General features: G+C 66.2%; 17 protein-coding genes. 8 read left to right on the top strand and 9 right to left on the bottom strand.

Going from position 1 to position 17,886, the window contains the following annotated elements; genetic code table 11:
- Positions 1-59: 59 nt before the first annotated feature.
- Genes ACTUWL_RS17680 through ACTUWL_RS17670 form a run of 3 tightly spaced genes read left to right on the top strand, consistent with a single transcriptional unit; the run spans position 60 to position 3,034 of the window.
- Complete coding sequence (locus tag ACTUWL_RS17680) at positions 60-1,220, top strand: DSD1 family PLP-dependent enzyme (protein WP_035652610.1); 1,161 nt, start codon at positions 60-62, stop codon at positions 1,218-1,220.
- Positions 1,221-1,237: 17 nt separating this feature from the next.
- On the top strand, positions 1,238-1,897 hold the full coding sequence (locus tag ACTUWL_RS17675; protein WP_106940522.1) for an HAD-IA family hydrolase: 660 nt from the start codon (positions 1,238-1,240) through the stop codon (positions 1,895-1,897).
- Positions 1,898-1,903: 6 nt separating this feature from the next.
- Positions 1,904-3,034, top strand: a complete 1,131-nt coding sequence (locus ACTUWL_RS17670) for a threonine synthase (RefSeq protein WP_021080957.1) — start codon at positions 1,904-1,906, stop codon at positions 3,032-3,034.
- 101 nt (positions 3,035-3,135) lie between these two features.
- Here ACTUWL_RS17670 and ACTUWL_RS17665 read toward each other — a convergent pair whose 3' ends face one another.
- The 4 genes from ACTUWL_RS17665 to ACTUWL_RS17650 are packed head-to-tail and all read right to left on the bottom strand — an operon-like array spanning position 3,136 to position 6,545.
- On the bottom strand, positions 3,136-4,176 hold the full coding sequence (locus ACTUWL_RS17665) for a glycosyltransferase family 4 protein (RefSeq protein WP_021080956.1): 1,041 nt from the start codon (positions 4,174-4,176) through the stop codon (positions 3,136-3,138).
- Positions 4,176-5,300 (bottom strand): UDP-2,3-diacylglucosamine diphosphatase, encoded by a 1,125-nt coding sequence (locus ACTUWL_RS17660; RefSeq protein WP_021080955.1) that lies wholly within the window; start codon positions 5,298-5,300, stop codon positions 4,176-4,178. The genes ACTUWL_RS17665 and ACTUWL_RS17660 overlap by 1 nt, the downstream gene beginning before the upstream one ends.
- Complete coding sequence (locus tag ACTUWL_RS17655) at positions 5,297-5,956, bottom strand: DedA family protein (RefSeq protein WP_021080954.1); 660 nt, start codon at positions 5,954-5,956, stop codon at positions 5,297-5,299. The genes ACTUWL_RS17660 and ACTUWL_RS17655 overlap by 4 nt, the downstream gene beginning before the upstream one ends.
- Before the next feature lie 10 nt (positions 5,957-5,966).
- Positions 5,967-6,545 (bottom strand): class I SAM-dependent methyltransferase, encoded by a 579-nt coding sequence (locus ACTUWL_RS17650; protein ID WP_021080953.1) that lies wholly within the window; start codon positions 6,543-6,545, stop codon positions 5,967-5,969.
- 333 nt (positions 6,546-6,878) lie between these two features.
- Between ACTUWL_RS17650 and ACTUWL_RS17645 the strand changes: the two genes are divergently transcribed.
- Complete coding sequence (locus tag ACTUWL_RS17645; protein WP_021080952.1) at positions 6,879-7,553, top strand: response regulator transcription factor; 675 nt, start codon at positions 6,879-6,881, stop codon at positions 7,551-7,553.
- Between the two features lie 5 nt (positions 7,554-7,558).
- The gene (locus ACTUWL_RS17640) at positions 7,559-8,926 is read left to right on the top strand and encodes a sensor histidine kinase (RefSeq protein WP_035652647.1); all 1,368 of its coding nucleotides are present in this window, start codon (positions 7,559-7,561) and stop codon (positions 8,924-8,926) included.
- A gap of 82 nt (positions 8,927-9,008) precedes the next feature.
- Here ACTUWL_RS17640 and ACTUWL_RS17635 read toward each other — a convergent pair whose 3' ends face one another.
- The gene (locus tag ACTUWL_RS17635) at positions 9,009-10,202 is read right to left on the bottom strand and encodes a serine hydrolase domain-containing protein (RefSeq protein WP_021080950.1); all 1,194 of its coding nucleotides are present in this window, start codon (positions 10,200-10,202) and stop codon (positions 9,009-9,011) included.
- Positions 10,203-10,343: 141 nt separating this feature from the next.
- Positions 10,344-11,984 carry a flavin-containing monooxygenase gene (locus ACTUWL_RS17630; RefSeq protein ID WP_021080949.1) on the bottom strand — a complete coding sequence of 547 codons (1,641 nt, stop codon included), beginning with the start codon at positions 11,982-11,984 and terminating at the stop codon, positions 10,344-10,346.
- A 301-nt stretch (positions 11,985-12,285) separates the two neighbouring features.
- On the opposite strand from ACTUWL_RS17630, the gene ACTUWL_RS17625 reads away from it, so the two are divergent.
- Positions 12,286-13,188, top strand: coding sequence for a helix-turn-helix transcriptional regulator (locus ACTUWL_RS17625; RefSeq protein ID WP_021080948.1), 903 nt, complete (start codon positions 12,286-12,288; stop codon positions 13,186-13,188).
- A gap of 32 nt (positions 13,189-13,220) precedes the next feature.
- Here the strand turns inward: ACTUWL_RS17625 and ACTUWL_RS17620 are convergent, their stop codons facing one another.
- Entirely contained in the window at positions 13,221-14,255 is a 1,035-nt protein-coding gene (locus ACTUWL_RS17620) for an aldo/keto reductase (RefSeq protein WP_021080947.1), read from the bottom strand.
- 23 nt (positions 14,256-14,278) lie between these two features.
- Positions 14,279-15,460 (bottom strand): MFS transporter, encoded by a 1,182-nt coding sequence (locus ACTUWL_RS17615; protein ID WP_021080946.1) that lies wholly within the window; start codon positions 15,458-15,460, stop codon positions 14,279-14,281.
- A 101-nt stretch (positions 15,461-15,561) separates the two neighbouring features.
- Here ACTUWL_RS17615 and ACTUWL_RS17610 point away from each other — a divergent pair, with 101 nt between their 5' ends.
- Complete coding sequence (locus ACTUWL_RS17610) at positions 15,562-16,518, top strand: LysR family transcriptional regulator (RefSeq protein ID WP_021080945.1); 957 nt, start codon at positions 15,562-15,564, stop codon at positions 16,516-16,518.
- A 7-nt stretch (positions 16,519-16,525) separates the two neighbouring features.
- Positions 16,526-16,930: an SRPBCC domain-containing protein gene (locus ACTUWL_RS17605; protein ID WP_021080944.1), complete on the top strand. Its 405-nt coding sequence runs from the start codon at positions 16,526-16,528 to the stop codon at positions 16,928-16,930.
- 90 nt (positions 16,931-17,020) lie between these two features.
- On the opposite strand, the gene ACTUWL_RS17600 is transcribed toward ACTUWL_RS17605, so the two are convergent.
- Entirely contained in the window at positions 17,021-17,770 is a 750-nt protein-coding gene (locus ACTUWL_RS17600; protein ID WP_021080943.1) for a class I SAM-dependent methyltransferase, read from the bottom strand.
- Positions 17,771-17,886 lie beyond the last annotated feature (116 nt).

Genomic DNA, 17,886 nt, shown 5'->3' with positions numbered 1-17,886 from the left:
TAATATAACAATGACATTCGGTAAATTGTACTTAGCATTGAAACGGCTAGTCTCGCCGGATGTCATCAGCCCCTGCCTCGAACGCACCGCATCCGCTCGCCGGGATCGACACGCCCTGCCTGGTCCTCGACGAAGACCGGATGCTGCGCAACATCGCCCGCCTGAAGACGCGGCTGGCGCGGCTCGGAGTGCCGCTGCGTCCGCATCTGAAGACCGCGAAATCAATTCCGGCGGCGCGCGCCGTGATGGACGGCCCGGGCGGCCCGGCCGCGGTCTCGACCTTGCAGGAGGCCGAGGCCTTTGCCGCTGATGGCGTCACAGACATCCTCTATGCCGTCGGCATCGCGCCGCAGAAGCTCGATCGCGTCGCCGCGCTGCGGCGGCGGGGCGTGGACCTCTCCGTGGTGCTCGACAGCGTGGAGCAGGCGGCCGCCGTCACCGCGATGGCGCGCATGACGGGCGACCGCATTCCGGCGCTGATCGAGATCGATTGCGACGGCCATCGCGCCGGTCTGGGCACGAACGACCCGCTGCTGGTCGAGATCGGCCGCGCGCTGCATCAGGGCGGCGCTGAGTTGCGCGGCGTCATGGCGCATGCGGGGGAATCCTATTCCTGCCGCAGCGTGGCGGCGCTCGAGCAGGCCGCCGGGCAGGAGCGCGCCGCCGCGGTAGGCTGCGCCGAAGCGTTGCGCGCGGCCGGACTGCCCTGCCCCGTGGTCAGCGTCGGCTCGACGCCGACGGCCCATTTCGCGCGCCGGCTCGAGGGCGTCACCGAGGTGCGCGCCGGCGTGTTCGTGATGTTCGACCTGGTGATGGCCGGGATCGGGGTCTGCGCGGTCGACGACATCGCATTGTCGGTGCTCGCGACGGTGATCGGCCATCGCGCCGACCGCGGCTGGACCTTCGTCGACGCGGGTTGGATGGCGCTGTCGCGCGATCGCGGCACCGCGAAGCAGCCGGTCGACCAGGGCTACGGCATCGTCTGCGACGTCGATGGCCGGCCCTATCCCGACCTCATCGTGACCGAGACCAATCAGGAGCACGGCATCATCGCGCTCCGTCCCGGCAGCACCGCGCCGCAGGTTGCGCTGCCGGTCGGCGCGAAGGTGCGGATCCTGCCCAACCATGCCTGCGCCACCGGAGCCCAGCACGACCGTTATCATGTCGTCGCTGCGGGCGCCGACACCGTCAGGCAATGGGAGCGGTTTCGCGGATGGTAGCAGACGGAGCGCAGCCCATGAAACGAGCCTATGACGCCGTGTTGTTCGACCTCTTGACCGCGCTGCTCGACAGCTGGACGCTTTGGAACAAGGTCGCGGGCTCCGACGAGGCCGGGCTGCGCTGGCGCGCCGAGTATCTCAAGAACACCTATGCCACCGGCCGTTATCGCCCCTATGAGGATCTGGTCGGTGAAGCGGCACACAATGTCGGGCTGCCGTTCGAACGGGCCGAAGAGCTTGGCGCACGCTATGCGGAGCTCGATCCCTGGCCCGAGGCTCGCGATGTCCTGCGAACGCTGCACGAGGCCGGTGTCGCGCTCGGCGTCGTGACCAACTGCTCGGAGCGGCTCGGCCACATCGCCGCCGATCGCCTCGGTATCCCGCTCACGGTGTTCGTGACGGCGGAGCGCGCGGGCTACTACAAGCCGCAGCCGCAACCCTACCAGCTCGCGCTCGACGAATTGCCGGTCCCCGCAAATCGATGCCTGTTCGTCGCGGGATCGGCCTATGATCTGTTCGGAACGGCACGTGTGCACTTGCCGACTTGGTGGCATAATCGAGCCGCAATGAACCTTCCGGAAGGGGCGCCCGCCCCGATCATGGTTCGTGACAACCTTGCGACCCTGCCGGCTTTCGTGCTTGGACGAGACCTGTCCGGCCCGCCCCTTGAGGACTGAATCGAGATGCCTTCACCCAGCTACGTCGACCCGCTGAACGGAAAGCTCTACCCGCTGGATATCCCGCGCTGGTGCTCCGACGAAGGCAAGCCTTTGCTCGTCACACCGCTGCCGGGCATCTCCCGCGACGAGGTCGAGCGCGGGACGCGGTCGCTGTGGCGCTACCGCGCCGCGCTGCCGGTCGAGATCAGGCAACCGATCACGATGGGCGAAGGCTGCACGCCCGCCGTCGAGAAGGCGTGGGGCGATCTGCGGCCGCATTTCAAGCTGGATTGGTTCAATCCGACCGCAAGCTTCAAGGATCGCGGTACCACGGTGATGCTGTCGTTGCTGCGCCAGCTCGGTGTCGATGCGGTGCTTGAAGACAGCTCCGGCAATGGCGGCGCGTCGGTCTCGGCCTATGGCGCGGCCGGCGGCATGCGGGTGAAAATCCTGGCGCCGGCGACGACGTCGCCGATGAAGGTGGCGCAGATGCACGCCTTCGGCGCCGAGGTGCAGCTGGTGGAAGGCCCGCGCGAGGAATCCGAAGCGGAAGCGATCCGGCAGTCGAAGCAGATCTTCTACTCCAGCCACAACTGGCAGCCGTTCTTCCTGCAAGGCACCAAGTCGCTGGCCTATGAGATCTGGGAAGACTTCGGCTTCACCGCGCCCGACAACGTCATCATGCCGGTCGGCGCCGGCAGCAGCCTGCTCGGCTGCTACATCGGCTTCAAGGAACTGCTCGCAGCCGGGCAGATCACGCGATTGCCGCGGCTGTTCGCCGCGCAGCCGCTCAATTGTTCGCCGGTCGATGCGAGCTTTTCCGCCGGCGTCGACACGCCGGTCGATCGCGAAGTCCGCAAGACCATCGCCGAAGGCACCGCGATCAGGCATCCGCTGCGGCTGAAGCAGATGATCGCTGCGCTGAAGGAGAGCGGCGGCGGCACGGTCGCGATCCCCGAAGACGGCATCGTCGCCGCATTGAAGCGACTGGCGTTGACCGGCCTGTTCGTCGAGCCGACCTCGGCCTCGGCGGCCGCCGCGCTCGACGTCCTGAAGGCGCGCGGCGCGATCCGGCCGACGGAACGCACCGTCGTGATCATCAGCGGCACCGGGATCAAGGCCGCAGGACTGATCACGGAGCTGCTCGGCAGCTAAAGTACGATGAGATTGGGTCGAATCGTCATCGCGCTTTAGCTCTTTGTTTGAGCATAATCTTTTCGGAAAACCGCTTCGCACTTTTCCGGATCATGCTCTAGTCAGCCGGCCATCGCTCCCGCGACGGCCGCGCACGCCGGCGAAGCGTGCGCGCGGCCGATATTGTCGAGGAACTGCCGCACGCTTTCCTGCCAGGTAAAGGTCAAAGCGTGGGCGCGGCATTTCTCGCGCGGTACACGCAGCGCGCCGAGTGCCGCTCGGCGCAGGTCATCATCGAGGCACCCGCAGCCTGATTTGCCGATCACGTCGAGCGGCCCCATCACCGGAAACGCGGCGACCGGCACGCCGCAGGCCAGCGCCTCGAGCAGCACCATCCCGAACGTATCGGTCAGGCTTGGAAACACCATGACGTCGGCCGACGCGTAGACATCGGCGAGCGCCCGCCCGGTCCGCGTGCCGAGGAAATGAACCTGCGGAAACCTGGTCTGCAGGCTGCTGCGCAGCGGGCCATCCCCGACCACGACTTTCGAACCCGGCAAATCGAGACCGAGAAAGGCATCGAGGTTCTTCTCGACCGCGACGCGGCCGACATAGAGGAACACCGGCGCCGCGAAGGCAAGCGGCCGCTCGACGCGCGGACAGAACAGCTCGGCGTCGACGCCGCGCGACCATGGCATCAGCTTGCGGAAGCCATGCGCCTTCAGCGCCTGCTCGAGCGACGGCGAGCCGACCATGATGCCGTCGCCGCCATTGTGGAAACGGCGCAGCGCCGCGTAGCTCCACCGCAACGGGACCGGCAGCCGCGCCGCGAGATATTCCGGAAACCGGGTGTGATAGCTGGTCGTGAACGGATAGCCGCGCGTCTGGCAGACGTGCCGGGTGATCCAGCCGATCGGGCCTTCGGTCGCGATATGCACCGAGTCCGGGCGAGCAGCGGCAATCGCACGCTCGATCCGCCCGATCGACGGCAGCGCGAGCCGGATCTCCCGATAGCCGGGCAGCGGCACGGTGCGGAAATCAGCCGGCGTGAGAAAGCTGATATCGGCGCCGAGCGACGGCGCTTCGCTGGCGAGATACTCGAGCGAGCGGACCACACCATTGATCTGCGGACGCCAGGCGTCGGTCGCCACCAGCACGCGCATCACGCGACCGCCTCCACGAGCGGCGCGAGGCCCGCCGCGTTCGACGCCGGCTGCGGATCCGTCCATCGGACGATTTCAAACTGCCCGTCATAGCGCTCGACCACGCCCGTGCAGGACTCCACCCAGTCCCCGGTATTGATGTAGCGCACGCCGAATTCGTCGTGCATCGCCGCGTGGTGGATGTGACCGCAGATCACGCCCTGAACGTTGCGGCGCCTGGCCTCGGAGGACAGCACCTCCTCGAACCGGCCGATGTGGTTGACCGCATTCTTGACCCGCAATTTCGCCCAGGACGAAAACGACCAATAGCCGAACCCGAACTGGCGCCTGATCCGGTTGAGCCAGACATTGGAGGCCAGCGCGGCCCGGTAGCCGACATCGCCGATCAGCGCGAGCCATCGCGCATGCCGCACCACGAGATCGAAATGATCACCGTGAACGACGAGATAGTCGCGGCCGTCGAGGCCACGATGGATCGCGCGTTCGACGACCTCGACGCCGCCGAACGCCGCGCCGGCATAGTCGCGCAGAAATTCGTCGTGATTGCCGGGGATGTAGACCAGGCGTCGGCCCCGTTGCGCGAGCTCGATCAGCTCCCGCACGACGGCATTGTGCGCCGTGGGCCAGTACCAGCTCGACCGCAGGCACCAGCCATCGACGATGTCGCCGACCAGGAACACGGTTTCGGCATCATGGTGCCGAAGAAAGTCGATCAGCCGCTCGGCCTGGCACCCCCTGGTTCCGAGATGGACGTCGGAGATGAACAGGCTTCTGACCTTGACGACATGCCGCGACGAGAGCCGCACTGCGCCGGCACGGTCGCCGTGTCCCCGAAGCCGGACATCTCGATCGGCCTCACTGCCGTCGCGCCGGAATGCCGTCGCCATGGCCTCGGCCAATCCAGCGAGAACCCTGGTGATATCGCGGCTGGCGCATCGCCGGAAGATCGAGCGATGCCAATAGATGCCTGCCGCGAGAACCAGCAGCGCGAACTCGGCCGTGCGATATCGCCCGCCGGACGCTGCGACACCGAACTGATAGCTCGCAGCCAGGACCAGCAGCGCGGCGGCTGCGCTTTCGAGGGTGTGCGAACTCGGCCGCAGGCGGGACAACACGACTCTCATGCACCTTCCTCCATCGGCAAGCGTGAGGGGAGCGCGAGCGGCTCCGCGAAAGGCCGCGGCGCGAGCGAGCGCTTGTAGAAGCGGAATCCAACGAAGAGCGCGACTTCCACGGCGATCAGGACGACCACCACCCAGAATCCGAGGCTGACCGGATCATGGCCGCTGCCGCGCAGCGCATAGCCCAGGCTGAGGAACGGCATGTTCCAGATCACGGTGCCGATCGCGGTCGCCATCACGAAGGCGCGCGGCTCCAGCCGCAGCACGCCGGCGGGCAGCGCCAGATAGATCCGCACCGTGGGCAGGGTCTGGCCGATCAGCGTCACCCAGAAATGATTGCCGCGATAGGCATCGGTGAGCTGCTGGTAGAGCGACGGCCGCAACAGCACGAATTTGCCGAAGCGCGCCACCAGCGCTTCGATGCGCCGCGAGCCGAGCGCGCGCCCAAGGCCGTACCAGCCGATCGCGCCGATGACCGATCCGGCGCTGGTCGCCAGGATGGTCATCGCGAGTGTCGCGCCGTCGGGGATGGTCATTCCGAGCAGCATCAGCAGCACGTAGGACGGCAATAACGGGATGAACTTCTCGGCAACGGCGAGGCAGCCGACGCCGACCAGGCCGAAGTGCAGAAACATCGCGATCGTGCTCGACGTGTCCATGCTGCCTCGTTCAAGCGTGAGGGTGACGGCGGCTGATCCGGTACACGGACGCCGGCGGCAGGTTGCGGAACGTCTGCCCGATGCAGCTCGCCTGCAGATCGAGGCGATCCAGGACCGCGTCCGACACGGGACAACGCAGGCCATAAGTGATCTGGTAGAACGCACCGTCGGCGCGGAGATAGCGGAAGGCGGCATCGAGGATCGTCGTGACCTTCTCCGGCGGCATGATGAGAAGCCCGAGCCCGCTCACGACGGCGCCGACCGGCGCCCCTTCGAACAGCCTCTCCCTCCACAGCCAGGCCGCGTCCATCCAGAGCACCCGGGCGCCCGGGAAGCGCCGCTGCAGCAGCGGGATGAACTCGGAGCCGTACTCCACCAGCGTCAGATCCTGCTGCCTCACGCCGCGCTTCAGCAGCGCGCGGGTGAAGACGCCGGTGCCGGGACCGAGCTCGATCACCGGACCGGCGTCCGCCATGATCTCCTGCACCATGAGGGACGAGATGGCGGGCCCGGACGGCGCCACCGCGGCGACACCGAGCGGATTGCGCACCCAGGCGCGGAAGAACGGCAGGATGTCAGCGGCCGACATGCTGGAGCTCCCGCACGATGGGCGCGTTGCGCATCTCGCGCCGCGGATTCGTTAAAGCCATTTACGTATCTTTCGCATTGCAGGTGCCACCATCGTGTGGAGGAAGCGCCCGCCGGTTGAGCGTCGTGTCGGTCGGTGACGGGACGATTCGACCCGCTCCGATGGAGCCCTCTGTCTCATGCGAAGCTTGCGGCAGCCTGTCGCGAACGGGCGCGCGTGCGAAATTTCGCTCCGCGACGCATTGGCGCGGAGCAAACCGCAAGGTTGCCGCAATGAATCGGACATAAAGCCGGCAGACCAATGACGAACCCGATACAGGGATGAAGGTGACGAATGCGCGTGCTGTTGGTGGAGGACCAGCCGGAAATGGTCGCAGCGCTGCGTGCGGCACTCGCGCGTCACGACATGCTGGTGGATCACGCGCCTGATCTGTCGGAAGCCGAGGCGATCGCCGCCGCAGGAAGCTACGATGCGATCGTGCTCGACCGGCAATTGCCTGACGGCGACGGGCTGTCGCTGATTCCGAAACTGCGCGCCAGCGGCAACACCGTGCCGGTGCTGGTGCTGACCGCCCGCGGCGAGCTCGCGGACCGGGTCACGGGCCTTGACAGCGGCGCGGACGATTATCTCGGCAAACCGTTCGCGTTCGAGGAACTGCTGGCACGGTTGCGCGCGCTGCTGCGCCGGCCCGCCAATGTGCAGCAGCACGCCGCGCGGATCGGCCGCCTGTCGTTCGACTTCACCCATCGCGAGGCCAGTGTCGACGGGTGCCCGCTGGAGATGCCGCGTCGCGAACGGCTGGTGCTCGAGACGCTGCTTCATCGGATGGGGCGCATGGTGCAGCGTTCCGCGCTGATGGAGGCGGTCTACGGCCTCGACGACGACGTGCAGCCCAACGCGCTGGACACGCATGTGTCGCGTTTGCGCCGCCGGCTCACGGAGGCCGACGCCGGCGTCACGATCAACGGGGTTCGTGGCCTCGGCTACGTGCTGCGGGAAACGCCGTGAGCGTGCTGCGACCACGATCCCTGACCTGGCGACTGGTCGGGCGCCTCGCGGGCCTGCAGGCGGTCACGTTGACGCTGCTGATTCTGCTGATCGGAGCCGCCGCGATCGGGTTGCTCCGGGCGGGGCTCTTGATCGGCGAGTACGAAGGCAGCACGCTCGATACGTTGCGGGACGCCGTCACCCGCGATGAAGCGGGCGGATTGGCGCTACGCGCAACGCCGGAGCTCGCCGCTCTGCGCGCGGAGCACGCCGACCTCTGGTTCGTCATCCGCGACGGCGAGGGGCACCAATTGTCCGAAGGCACGGTGCCCGCGGAATTCGCGCCGATCGCATCGAGCCTCGATCATGTGAGCGAGGCGCGGCTCAAATGGAACGCGGCGGAAGTCACGCGCCCGGCGGGTCTCGTCAAATGGGTCGACACCTCGGCGGGACGGATCCAGATCCTGACCGGCACGTACGGCCAGCTCTCGATGTGGCGCGCGCTGGAGAGCACCCCGCTGCTGTTCCTCAACATGATACTGCCGATCATCGTGCTGATGACGCTGGCGACGCTGGTCGCGACCCCGTTCGTGGTGCGCCGGGCCATGACGGGTCTGGCGCAAGTCGCGGCGCAGGCCGAACGCATCGACATCGACCAGCGCGGCGTGCAGCTGCCGCTCGACAAGGTGCCGATCGAGATCACCCCGCTCGTCAAGGCGATCAATGCTGCGCTCGACCGCCTCGACAAGGGTTACGAACGCCACCGCCGCTTCCTCGCCGATGCCGCGCACGAGCTGCGCACACCGATCGCGATTCTTTCGACACGGGTCGCCTCACTCGAACCCGGACCGGAGAAGACCTATCTGCTCGAAGACGCCACCCGGCTCAGCGTCATGGCCGGCCAGCTCCTGGACTTGCAACGGCTGGATCAGCAGGCCGACACGTTCGCCGCCATCGACCTCGTCGCGGTCGCGCGGCAGGTCGTGCTGGATCTCGCACCGCTCGCCTTCGCGGCCGGCTACGAGATGTCGTTCGAGCACGAGGACGAGACCACTGTGATGAACGGCGATCAGACCTCGATCGAGCGTGCGCTCACCAATCTGGTACAGAACGCCATCGACCACGGACGGCGGCGCGGCACGATCCTGGTTCGGGTCACGGCGGCGGGCCTGATCGAGGTCTGCGACGATGGCGACGGCATTCCGCCCGACGAGCGCGAGCAGATCCTGGAGCCGTTCCGCCGGCTGCATCCGGGCGGACGCGGCGCCGGCCTCGGCCTCGACCTGGTGCAGAACATCATGCGCCTGCATGGCGGCCGGATCGAAGTCGATCAGGCGCCGTCCGGCGGCGCCTGCATGCGGATGGTGTTTCCGAAGGTGCAGCCGTCCCGTTGATCGGGCAGAGATGGCTGCGGCAGGCGGCACAAAAGCGCGATGCGATTGGGTTGATCGTCATCGCGCTCTTGCGGATCAGGGCCTAACCCGCCTTGCGCAGCCTGAGGGATTCGTAGAACGCCGTTTCGAAGTTCATGTAGCCGATGAACGACGTCGGATCACCGAAGGGGAGGATCTGCGTCGCCCAGTAGCCGCCGAAACCGTTCTGGCGATCGATCCAGTAGAACAGATTGGCGAGACCGGCCCAGCCGAGCGCGCCGGCGGGGCGGCCGGTCGGCGCCTGCTCGTCATTGATCATGAAGCTCAGCGCCCAGGATTTCGACTGGCCGGGGAAGAATTCGGCGTCGTTGGCGAGCGAGGTGATCACGCCGGTGATCGCAGTGACCTTGTTGTTGCCGAGATGGTTCTTCTCGGCCATCCGCACCGTTTCGGCCTTGAGGACGCGGCCATGCTCGCCGGCGCCGTCATTCAGCCACATCCGGATGAAGCGCATGTAATCGCCGATCGTGCCGTAGAGCCCGTGGCCGCCCATGTGGATTTCCGGATTGGCCGGCAACTCGAAATCCATCGGCGTGAGCGAGCCGTCGGCATTGCGGGCGTGGATGCTGGCAAGCTTGCGGCGCATCGCATCGGTGAGCTCGAACGTGGTATCCCGAATGCCGAGCGGTTCGAAGATCCGCGTCTTGAAGACCTCGCCGAGCCGCCTTCCGGTGATCGCCTCGACGATCTGGCCGCACCAATCCATGTTGGTGCCGTATTCCCAGCGCTCGCCGGGATCGAACAGCAGAGGTGTCATCAGCGAGGCCTTGGACGCCGTGATGACGCTCGGCTGCCCCTTCTCCTGCGCAAGGCGGTTGTAGGTGTGATTGATGAAATCGTAGCTGAGGCCTGCACTATGGACCATCAGCATGCGGGTGGTGATGTCGCGCTTCGGCGCACGGAGGCGTGGCTCGCCCTTGTCGTCAAAGCCCTCGATGACCTGAAGCCTGCCGATGTCGGGTGCGTAGGTCTTGGCCGGCGCGTCGAGATCGAGCTTGCCTTCCTCGACGAGTTGCAGAACGGCGGTGCCCGTGATCGCCTTGGTGGTCGAGAAGATGGCGAACACGCTGTCGGTCGTCATGTCGGCCGGCTGGTCGAGCCGGCGTTTGCCCGCGGCGCCTTCGTAGATGTTGCGATGCCGGTCGGTCACCATCGCAACGACGCCGGGGACGCGTGGATTTGACGTCACGACGCCATCGAGAATTGCATCTGCTGCCGCACTGAAATTCGCGCTCATTGTCTTCCTCCAAATATTCTTGTGATGTTGACTTGCGTAGCCCGGATGGAGCGAAGCGAAATCCGGGGTTGGCAGTCGGTGTCACTGGTCCCGGATTACGCTTCGCTCCATCCGGGCTACCAAATCCGATCGCGATCGGGCCTACTGCATCGCGAAGCCGCGATAGCCGCTCGCGGCGACCTCGTCACATTTCTGGCGGTAGGTGCCGACACCGCCGCAATAGGACAGCACGCGACGCGGCTTGCCCTCGACATTCGAGCCGAGATACCAGGAGTTGGTCTTGGCGATCAGGGTCGCGTTGGCGGTCTCATCGTGATGCGCCACCCACTGATCCTCGATATCCCTGGACGGCTCGATGACGTTCAGGTTGTTGCCGCGCATGTACTTGATGCAATCGTCGATCCACTCGACCTGCTGCTGCAGGCAGGTGGTCATGTTGCAGAGCGCGGCTGAAGGCGCGAGCGGCACCGCCGTCGTGAACAGGTTCGGATAGCCGTGGACCTGCAGCCCCATGGTGGTGCGGATATCGCGGCCCCAATCCTCCTTCAGCGAACGGCCGTCGCGGCCGCGGATGTCGATCCGCGTCAACGCGCCGGTGCCGGCATCGAAACCGGTTGCCAGGATGATGACGTCGAATTCATGCGCCGTGCCATCTGCGGTCTGGATGCCCTCGGGCGTGATGCGGGCAATCGGGTTATCCTTGACGCTGACGATCTCGACATTGGGCCGATGGAAGGCCTCGAGGAAATTGCTTTCCAGCGGCACCCGGTGCGTGCCGAAGCCGTAGTCCGACGGAATCAGCTGCTCGCACAGTTTGGGATCCTTGATCCGCTCCCGCATCTTCGCGCGCACGAATTCGGTGATCTCGGCGTTGACGGATTCGTCGAAGAACAATTCGGCGAAGGACGACACCCACAATTTGAGCGATCCGTCGTTCCAGCAATCCTCGACCACCTGGCGGCGCTGCTGCGGCGTCAGGTCGGCCCAGGCATGCTCGAAGTCGAATTCGAAGCCGGTGAACGTCTTCGGCAGCCGTTCGGTGAGGAACTTGAACTTCGACTTGTAGGCTTCGGCGTCCGCCGCATCCCATTTCGGGTTCTTCATCGGGATGATGTATTGCGGGGTGCGGATGAAAACCTTGAGATGACCGACTTCGCCGGCGATCGACTGGATCACCTGGATCCCGGTCGCGCCGTTGCCGACCACGCCGACGCGCTTGCCGGCGAGTTCGATCGGCCCCTTCGGCCAGCGCGCGGTGTGGAACAGCTTGCCCTTGAACGTCTCCTGTCCCGGGAACGACACGTGCGGGGCCGAGAGCATGCCGCAGCAGGTGACCAGGAACTGGGTGTCGATCACTTCGCCCTTGTCGGTCGTGACCTGCCAGCGCTGCGCCGCCTCGTCGAAATGCGCGCTTTTCACCGTGGTCTCGAACTGGATGTCCTTCTTGAGGTCGAGACGGTCGGCCACATAGTTCAGCCAACGCTCGATCTCGGGCTGTCCCGGAAACCGCTCGCTCCAGCTCCAGCCCTTGTAGAGCTCCTCGGAGAACAGATACTGATAGGTGTGGCCTTCGGAATCGAAGCGCGCGCCGGGATAACGGTTCCAGTACCAGGTGCCGCCGACGCTCGATCCTGCGTCAATAGCCCTGACATTCAGGCCCTGCTCGCGCAGGCGGAACAGTTGATAGAGGCCCGCGACGCCGGCGCCGATCACCACGGCGTCGAGTTTAGATGTCGCGTGCACGCCATTGCTTCCATTGGACCTGGTTGCGGTCGCGGTCATGGTTTCCTCCTGTGTGGTGTCTCGCCCGCTCCTTCCCATCCGCTGCATCGCGGGATGACGGTGCGTTGCGCCAATTTCGTCCTCGGCGGCATCGGTGGGGCTGCCGGAACGCACCGGAGGCTATGGCCCTTGCGGCATGCGGGGCTTGGATGAAACCGACAATCTCTGGAACGCGGCTGCAGGCGGCGCTCGGCCATAGGTCGCCTTGGCAAACCGTGAAAGCCGCCTATCCTGTGCGCAGCCGTCCGGCCAAGAAGAAGCCGTCAATCGCGCCGCGGATTCCAGGGAGGAGGCTCGCGCGATGGGCCAGTTGATCACGGTCGAGGAACTGCCGCGCTACGCTCCCGGCGAGCTGAAGCTGGATAGTACGCCGGTTGGCCGCAACGATTTCCGGCTGCGGATATTCCGCTATGCGCCATCCGACATCTGGGTCCCGCCGTCGGAGAACTACCTCGTCGTGATCTATCGCGACGGCGTCACATCGATGAACCGCCGCGTCACCGGCGCTTGGAAGCAGGATCATGTCGGCCGCGGCGTCACGACGCTCTTGACGCGCGCCGAGCCCTCGAACTGGCGCTGGCAGCACGACATCGAGGTCAGCCATTTCTACATCTCGCCGACGCTGATGACGAAGACCGCCAGCGAAGCGTTCGACCGCGACGCCGAGACGGTCGAGCTCCACGATCTGCTCAAGGTCGAGGATCCGATGCTGACCTGGATCAACGACCAGATGGTCCAGGAAATCGCCGCGGGCGGTCCCGGCGGCCGGCTCTGCTACGACGCCCTGGCGCTGCAGGCCAGCGTGCACATCCTGCGCAAATACGCCGCGATCGAGTTCAAGATGCCCTGCGCGCAGGGGCGCTTTCGCCCAGCGCACGCGCGGCTGATAGAGGACTATGTCGAGCAGAACATCTTCCGGAACATCACGCTGGAGGAGCTCGCGAACATCTGCAATTGCACGCCGGTGCAGTTCGCGCGCAAGTTCCGCGTCCATTACGGCATGCGCCCGCACGCTTATGTGCTGCGGCGCAAGGTCGAGCATGCCTGCCAGCATCTGCGCAGGGACCGCGTGGCGCTGAAGGAGATCGCGCTGCTGGCAGGCTTCGCCGACCAGAGCCACCTCAATCGCGTGTTCCGGCAGCACATGAACGTGACGCCGGCGGAGTACCGCCGGCAGGTCTGCGAGACCAAGCTCGAGGCGTGAGATCGCGACGCTAGCCAGCGATCGGCCTACGCCTACACCGGCGGCGGATTGATCCGGGCAAAGCCCTCCTGGATCCGGTAAGGGTAGTAGGGATAGGCCGGCATCACGGCGCTTGCCTTGTCGAGACGCGCGATCTGGTCCGGCGAGAGCGACCAGCCGACCGCACCGAGATTGTCGCGCAGCTGCGCCTCGTCGCGCGCGCCGATGATCACGGATGACACGCTCGGGCGGGTGAGCAGCCAGGCGATCGCGATCTGGGGCACGGTGCGGCCGGTCTCCGCGGCCACGGCGTCCAGCGCATCGACGATCGCGTAAAGCTTCTCGTCGTCGACCGCCGGCCCGAACTTCGCGGTCTCATGCAGGCGGCTGTTGTTCGGCAGCGGCTGGCCGCGCCTGATCTTGCCGGTGAGGCGGCCCCAGCCGAGCGGGCTCCAGACCAGCGCACCGACGCCCTGATCGAGCGCGAGCGGCATCAGCTCGGATTCATAGTCGCGGCCGACCAGCGAATAGTAGACCTGGTGCGCCACATAGCGCGGCCAGCCGTGCCGCTCTGCGATCCCAAGCGACTTCATCAGATGCCAGCCGGAGAAGTTCGAGGCGCCGACATAGCGCAGCTTGCCGGCCCGCACGAGCGTGTCGAGGGTCGACAGCACTTCATCGATCGGCGTGAAGGCGTCGAAGGCGTGAAGCTGCAACAGGTCGATGTAATCGGTGCCGAGCCGGCGCAACGCGGCGTCGACCGCGGCGACGAGGCGATAACGCGACGTGCCCGCATCGAGCGGGCCGTCGCCCATCGGCAGGCCGGTCTTGGTCGAGATCAGCACCTTGTCGCGGCGGCCCTTGATCGCGGCGCCGAGGATCTCCTCCGATGCGCCGTTCGAATAGACGTCGGCGGTGTCGAACAGATTGACGCCGGCCTCGAGGCAGATGTCGATCAGCCGCCGCGCCTCGCTGGCGTCGCTGCGGCCCCAGGCGGAAAACAACGGTCCCTGGCCGCCGAAGGTGCCGGTGCCGAAGCTGAGCACGGGGACTCTCAAACCCGACGTGCCGAGATTGCGATATTCCATGGTCGTACTCCTTGTGATGCCAATCATTCCGCCGGACACTGCGCGGCCAGCACAGCGGGCCGATCAAGCCGCAGGCTCCACAGCGCGAGCAGCAGCCCGATCGCGGTGATAACGGCCGCAACCAACGGCAGTGCGCCGAGACCAAGACCGCGATCGATGGTGACGCCGCCGGCCCAGGCGCCGAGCGCATTGCCGAGATTGAACGCCGCGATGTTCAGGCTGGACGCCAGCGTCCGGCCCTCGGCGCCCGCGGCTTCGAGCACGCGAAGCTGCAGCGGAGCGACAGTTGCAAACGATGCGATGCCGAGCACGAACAAGAGCGCCACAGCCAAGGCCTTGATCGAGACCACCGCCGCCAGCGCGACGAGGACTGCGGCAAGCCCGCCGAGCGACACCAGCAGTGCACGCGCAAGCCCCTTATCGGCGAGCCGACCGCCCGCGACATTGCCGATCGCAAGGCCGGCGCCGAACACCAGCAGGATCGGCGACACCGCGGCGTCGGAGAATCCGGTGAGCCGCGTCAGGATCGGCTGCACATAGGTGAAGACCGCGAACAGCCCGCCAAAGCCGAACACCGTCATCGCGAGCCCGAGTAGCACCTGCGGGCGGCCGAGCACGGCGAGTTCCTCACGCAGCGGCGCCGGCTTGTCCTTGGCGCCGACATGGCCGGGCACCAGCACCGCGAGCACGATGAAGGCGACCACGCCGATGACAGCCACCGCCCAGAAGGCCGCGCGCCAACCGAGCATCAGGCCGAACCAGGCTCCGAAGGGCACGCCGAGCAGGGTCGCGACCGTGAGGCCGATGAACATCGTGGCGATCGCCGACGCCCTCTTGTCTTCCGGGACCAGGCTGGTCGCGACCACCGAGCCGACGCCGAAGAAGGTGCCGTGCGCCAGCGAGGTCAGGATGCGCGCGGCCATCAGGAGGTCGTAGTTCGGCGCGACCGCGCAAGCCGCGTTGCCGAGCGTGAAGATCGCCATCAGCGCCAGCAGCACAGCCTTGCGCGGCATCTTGCGCGTCGCGAGCGTCAGGATCGGCGCGCCGACGAACACGCCGAGCGCATAGCCGGAGATCAAGAGGCCCGCCGCGGAGACCGACACATGCATGTCGGCGGCGACCTGCAGCAACAGTCCCATGATGAGGAATTCGGTGGTGCCGATGCCAAAGGCACCGGCGGTCAAGGCAAGGACTGCGAGAGGCATGTGTCGCTCCGGAGGGTAAGGATTCCGCAATGCGAGATAGCGGCCCGGGCGAGGAAGGATTAGAATGGCCGAAATCCAATCATTTGTGACGTGAATTCAAGATGGCTCGTACCGACACCAACCGCTCCGGCGAAATGGACGTGTTCGTCCGCGTCGTCGACCTCGGCGGTTTCACCGCCGCCGCGAACAGCCTGCGCCAGACGCCGTCGGGCGTCAGCAAGCTGGTGTCGCGGCTGGAGACGCGGCTCGGCACAAGGCTGGTCAACCGCACCACGCGCAAGCTACAGCTCACCGAGGAAGGCCAGGCGTTCTATCAGCGCGCGCAACGCATCCTCGCCGACATCGACGAGGCCGAGCGCGAGGCCGCCTCCTGCGTGCCGCGCGGCCATCTCACCGTCAACAGCAACATCCCGTTCGGCATGCTGCATGTGATGCCGCTGCTGCCGCGCTTCATGCGCGAGCATCCCGACATCACGCTCGACGTCGTGCTGACCGACACGCTGGTCGATCTGATGCAGGCGCGTGCCGATGTCGCGATCCGCGCCGGCCCGCTCGGCGCCTCGCGGCTGATCGCGCGCAAGCTCGGCACCAGCCGCATGGCGGTGGTTGCCGCGCCGTCCTATCTCGCCCGCCACGGCATCCCGAAGACGCCGGCCGACCTCGCCGCCCACCGCGGCATCGGCTGGACCTTTCCGCGCAGCATCCGCGGCTGGCCGTTCCGCCGGGCTGAAAAGATCGAGGAAGCATTGCCGCCGCCGGTCGCTCGCGCCAGCGACGGCGAGACCGCGCGCCAGCTTACGCTCGGCGGCATCGGCGTCGCGCGGCTGGCACTGTTCCATATCGGCCCCGACATCGAAGCCGGGCGTCTGGTCCCGGTGCTGCAAAACCTCAATCCGGGCGACCGCGAGGACATCCACGCGGTCTATGTCGGCCACGCCGGTCCGCTGCCGGCACGGGTGCGCGCCTTCATCGATTTTCTGGCAAGCAACATCCGGATCGGCGATCCGGCGCTGCGGCGTGGCGCGGACGGGAAATGGAAGATCGTGGGCGACAAGTGAGCATGCGATGACGAACGAAATCCCGGTCTTCCAGTCCGTCACCGAGTCGATCCGCATCGCGGCGCGGCCCAAGCATGTGTGGGACGCGATCCTGGATCCCAAAGCGGGCGAGACGTGGCGCAACGCACATTTCACGACGGACTGGCAGATCGGTGCGCCGATCGAGATCGAGGCGGAGATCGGCGCGAAGCACTATCGCGACAAGGGCCGAGTCATCCGCATCGAGCCGCCAATGCTGCTCGCATACTCCTATTGGTCGCAGGTCTCCGGCCTGCCCGACGTTCCGCAATCCTATGCGACTGTTATGATGACGCTCACGACCGACGGCGGCGAGACGGTGCTGACCGTAACCCAGCAGGTGCCGCCGTCACCGATCCGCCGCAGGAACGGATGGGAAATCGGCTCCGAGTAAGGCGCGAAGCACGTCGCGTTCTATTGGCGCATGACTCTTCCACGCCTGAAGCAGGTCGTCGAGCAAGGACGTGCCGTGCCATAGCGTGACCTAGACCCGTTTCAGCAGAAAGAGCTGCGTGATATAGGGAAACACCACCTCGTCGGCGTCACCGAGACCGGCCTCACGCAGGATGTCATCGGTCTTCTTGCGAAGGGCCGCCTTCTCCGTATCAGGAAGATTGGCGACATAGCTGGTCGATGTGACGCGCTCGAAGACGTCCTGGCGCGCCATCCGGTGCGGATGGTCCTGCACGATTTCCTTCTCGAGCACGAAGCGGGCATCGTTCAGGATCCAGCGCCAGCGTCCCGAGCGTTGCCGGGGCGTGTCGCCGGCGTAGCCTTCAATCATGGCGGACAATGCGTGCACCCATGGCGCACGATCATCCCTGTTGTTCCAGACCAGCGCCAGCGTGCCGCCGGGATGCAGCAGCCGTGCGATCTCGGCGACCGACGCCTCGTTGTCGAACCAGTGGAACGACTGGGCGCAGGTCACGAGATCGACGCTGCCGGTTGCAAGACCGATCGCATCGGCGCGGGTGTTGATGACCTCCACCCTTGCTTCCTGCGCCAGCTTGGCCGACATTTCGGCGACCGGTTCGACCGCAACCAGACGCGTGGTCGCGGGCAGATGCTGCAGCAGCAGGCGGGTGAACTTGCCGGTTCCGGCGCCGAGATCAACGACACAGCGCGCGGCCTGAAGCGGCAGTGCGGCGACGATCTCCGCGGGGTAGCTCGGCCGGCCTGCCTCGTAGGCGGCGACCGCGACGCGATAATTCTTGGCTGTAGGGTTCAGTGTCATTGTGCGTCTCCTGCGAGCCAGCTTTCGGCGATGAAATCTGCCGACGGTATAGAGCAGCGCCTGCGCGGGACCGGAAGGGCGCGTCGATACAAAATTCGCTGAAGCCCCCTCACCTT

It is taken from the genome of Bradyrhizobium sp. WCU1, assembly GCF_053474805.1.
The sequence above is the reverse complement of the archived record's forward strand: the minus strand, read 5'-3'. Positions and strand labels throughout refer to the sequence as shown.

Bases quoted from the DNA above. Each gene is read 5' to 3' on its own strand.
- ACTUWL_RS17645 (WP_021080952.1), top strand. From the start codon at position 6,879: ATGCGCGTGCTGTTGGTGGAGGACCAGCCGGAAATGGTCGCAGCGCTG.
- ACTUWL_RS17615 (WP_021080946.1), bottom strand. From the start codon at position 15,460: ATGCCTCTCGCAGTCCTTGCCTTGACCGCCGGTGCCTTTGGCATCGGC.
- ACTUWL_RS17655 (WP_021080954.1), bottom strand. From the start codon at position 5,956: ATGGACACGTCGAGCACGATCGCGATGTTTCTGCACTTCGGCCTGGTC.
- ACTUWL_RS17650 (WP_021080953.1), bottom strand. From the start codon at position 6,545: ATGTCGGCCGCTGACATCCTGCCGTTCTTCCGCGCCTGGGTGCGCAAT.
- ACTUWL_RS17670 (WP_021080957.1), top strand. From the start codon at position 1,904: ATGCCTTCACCCAGCTACGTCGACCCGCTGAACGGAAAGCTCTACCCG.
- ACTUWL_RS17625 (WP_021080948.1), top strand. From the start codon at position 12,286: ATGGGCCAGTTGATCACGGTCGAGGAACTGCCGCGCTACGCTCCCGGC.
- ACTUWL_RS17605 (WP_021080944.1), top strand. From the start codon at position 16,526: ATGACGAACGAAATCCCGGTCTTCCAGTCCGTCACCGAGTCGATCCGC.
- ACTUWL_RS17620 (WP_021080947.1), bottom strand. From the start codon at position 14,255: ATGGAATATCGCAATCTCGGCACGTCGGGTTTGAGAGTCCCCGTGCTC.
- ACTUWL_RS17665 (WP_021080956.1), bottom strand. From the start codon at position 4,176: ATGCGCGTGCTGGTGGCGACCGACGCCTGGCGTCCGCAGATCAATGGT.
- ACTUWL_RS17675 (WP_106940522.1), top strand. From the start codon at position 1,238: ATGAAACGAGCCTATGACGCCGTGTTGTTCGACCTCTTGACCGCGCTG.
- ACTUWL_RS17630 (WP_021080949.1), bottom strand. From the start codon at position 11,984: ATGACCGCGACCGCAACCAGGTCCAATGGAAGCAATGGCGTGCACGCG.
- ACTUWL_RS17680 (WP_035652610.1), top strand. From the start codon at position 60: ATGTCATCAGCCCCTGCCTCGAACGCACCGCATCCGCTCGCCGGGATC.
- ACTUWL_RS17610 (WP_021080945.1), top strand. From the start codon at position 15,562: ATGGCTCGTACCGACACCAACCGCTCCGGCGAAATGGACGTGTTCGTC.
- ACTUWL_RS17660 (WP_021080955.1), bottom strand. From the start codon at position 5,300: ATGAGAGTCGTGTTGTCCCGCCTGCGGCCGAGTTCGCACACCCTCGAA.
- ACTUWL_RS17635 (WP_021080950.1), bottom strand. From the start codon at position 10,202: ATGAGCGCGAATTTCAGTGCGGCAGCAGATGCAATTCTCGATGGCGTC.
- ACTUWL_RS17600 (WP_021080943.1), bottom strand. From the start codon at position 17,770: ATGACACTGAACCCTACAGCCAAGAATTATCGCGTCGCGGTCGCCGCC.